Here is a 2,521-nt window from a genome sequence, read left to right on the forward strand (position 1 = left end):
GGCTTGTTCAACACTCGGGATTTAGTGTTGGCTACGCAACACCTTAATCCTTATTCGTTATATGCGCCTAAAATTTATTGTTTTTCATCAACAACCACTGTCAAACATACTTCATCAGATACTGCATATGTTCGACTAGAGTAACGACTTGATAATTCTCGTAAACCATCACATTCTACATAACTAGAAACATTAGATAAACTTTTTGAATACACACCAAGGGTTAATAATGGAGCAATGACTATAGCTAAACTCACGCCTATTATATTAAACCGTTTATGTGACACCGGGGATTTTAGCCGCTCCATTATAAAATAATATGCAACATAAACGCCTAAAAAGGTACAAGTAACACTTCCCCACAAATTCAAAATACCTACAATTGTAACCACTTTTTCTGGCTCACCAAAAGCAACAAAAAAAGCATCTGATGAAAACCACGCGCCTACAACTGAGAACGATAACCAAAATATAATTTTAAATATAATCATTTCATTAACCTATCAACAGCTTTACTTATATCTTTTGAATAACCATTATTTTCATCAAAAACATTAAGCCCTTGACCAACTAAGAATGATACTGCCGCAAATATTGTTCCCGATAATAAAACAGTCGCTGTTGCTGGTAACATAGTAACAGCTATTGCTCCCACCCCCATAGATACCAGTCCTTTAACTATATCTCCTGATGAGTTACCAACAAACTCAGCTAATGTAGCCTCGTCATTCAATATATAATCCGCGGCATTTATTCCTACAGAAACAATAATTTCAACTCCAATATTAAATCTAATATACCTAACAGCACCTTTCAAATCATTTAAACCTAATCCAGCCTGAATAACCCTTGGGTTATTCGCTCCCCATTTATTACCTTTCATTAAGGTTTGTTCGTAACGGCGGAAATTTTTAATGATGACCCAATCTTTACCGTTAATATTTTTTGTATACGCTACAACACCTAAACCACCAAGCCCTGATGCAACCTTATGCGAATCATAAACACCATTACCTAAACCATAATAATCCTTAAAATCACCAACGGTATCTTTACCGCCCATATCATCATACAAATTTTGTAGGAATTCATGCCCTTCCTCTGGTGACATTAACCCAAAACTATTAATTGGTTCAACATACTCAACATTCAGCTCTTTCTCCCCTTCTTTTGCTAACGGGTTATACGGAGGCCAGTACATATTTTTAGGGTTGATTGCGATTTTTGACTCTTCTTTAAATTTCGGTAGCGTCAAATACAATGGCTCTATGAACTTTTGCTTTGGAAAAGCAATAATGACTTCTTCAACTGCGTCATCAGGAACACCCTCAATATCTTGAGTCTTACCGTCATTTGGAAGTACTTTTTCTTGTCGAAGACTTCCAAATCTACGCTCAGTGCCATTATGGAATAATGGGCCTTGTTTACTTACACCATTCCACTCAATAACAACGCCACTTGGAAGCGTTGCTTTAAAAGCCTTACTTCCACTCTCTGGATTTGGCTCAGCTTGAATAACAGGAAGCTTTTCACCGTCACGGTGAAAAGCGATTAAATCTTCTTTACCACTTTCATCATTTTGAAGTCGTAATTTAAGCTCTGTATTTACATCCGATAATTGATTAAATTCTTCACGATTAATCAAATGCTCGGCTTTCATGCCTGATGAACAAAATAATAAACACCACGCAGGAAGAATCTCTTCATTATTGTGAGTTATGCGCCAAGCACCTAAATCGCTTAATGTCATATCCACTAAGCTAGTACCAGACAAAATTTTCAACTCTTGCTCTGGTGTCATTTTAGAAAAGCGCTTCTTAAAGTCCGTGCTTTTCCCTGATGTTAACACCGCAACTTCACCGTATTCTCTTAATGGGATGGATTGAGTTTTATCAACATCAGGAATAATACTTGAGGCGAAGCATTTTTTAGAGCTTGAGCTAAACAACTCAGATACTGTTTTCATTATATTAGAAGTGGCATCGCTAGATGCTAATGAATTAGTATTCGCAGTTTGAGGGTTAGCCGCTTCAGTTTCCGCTGCTATCGCATTTTGACGAGTCACTGCCGCATCAGTAATTGCAGGCGTAACGCCTTTACCACTTCTTGCTTCTGCATCATAGGCTATCGACCACTTAGGAAAGAAACTGTCTTTGGTAGCCTCTTGATAACGAGCATCTTCTATACCTAACGGTTGCGTTCTATTTGGGGAGTCATGCGCCATAGAGTTAGGTGGAAATATACTATTTTTCGTTGTCATCGCAGTGCTTACCTATAATAAAAGACTGACGCTAATTCTATCATTGGAACAAGGCGACTAACTCACTGAACTTGTAGTAAAACCACCTAAATGAGATGGCGTGTGTTGGAGTAAGCCGACCCACCTAGCCGAAAGGCATTGATAATAAAGAGAATGGCATTAGCGAAATCAGAGGAGATATGACGACGAAAGAAACCAAGAACAGTTAACTGGTTGATAAGATTGCTATCGCAACCTTATCTTGACCTCGCTCGCCTTGAG

Annotated in this window: 2 protein-coding genes; both read right to left on the reverse strand. The window is 38.1% G+C overall.

The window, feature by feature from the left end; translation table 11 throughout:
• Positions 1–74 precede the first annotated feature (74 nt).
• Positions 75–491, reverse strand: coding sequence for a hypothetical protein (locus ACED59_RS24270; protein WP_017098405.1), 417 nt, complete (start codon positions 489–491; stop codon positions 75–77).
• Positions 488–2,260, reverse strand: a complete 1,773-nt coding sequence (locus ACED59_RS24275) for an S-type pyocin domain-containing protein (RefSeq protein ID WP_371704975.1) — start codon at positions 2,258–2,260, stop codon at positions 488–490. The genes ACED59_RS24270 and ACED59_RS24275 overlap by 4 nt, the downstream gene beginning before the upstream one ends.
• Positions 2,261–2,521: the final 261 nt, after the last annotated feature.

The organism is Vibrio sp. FF266 (genome assembly GCF_041439695.1).
GTDB lineage: Bacteria > Pseudomonadota > Gammaproteobacteria > Enterobacterales > Vibrionaceae > Vibrio > Vibrio tasmaniensis_A.

Bases quoted from the DNA above. Each gene is read 5' to 3' on its own strand.
- ACED59_RS24270 (WP_017098405.1), bottom strand. From the start codon at position 491: ATGATTATATTTAAAATTATATTTTGGTTATCGTTCTCAGTTGTAGGC.
- ACED59_RS24275 (WP_371704975.1), bottom strand. From the start codon at position 2,260: ATGACAACGAAAAATAGTATATTTCCACCTAACTCTATGGCGCATGAC.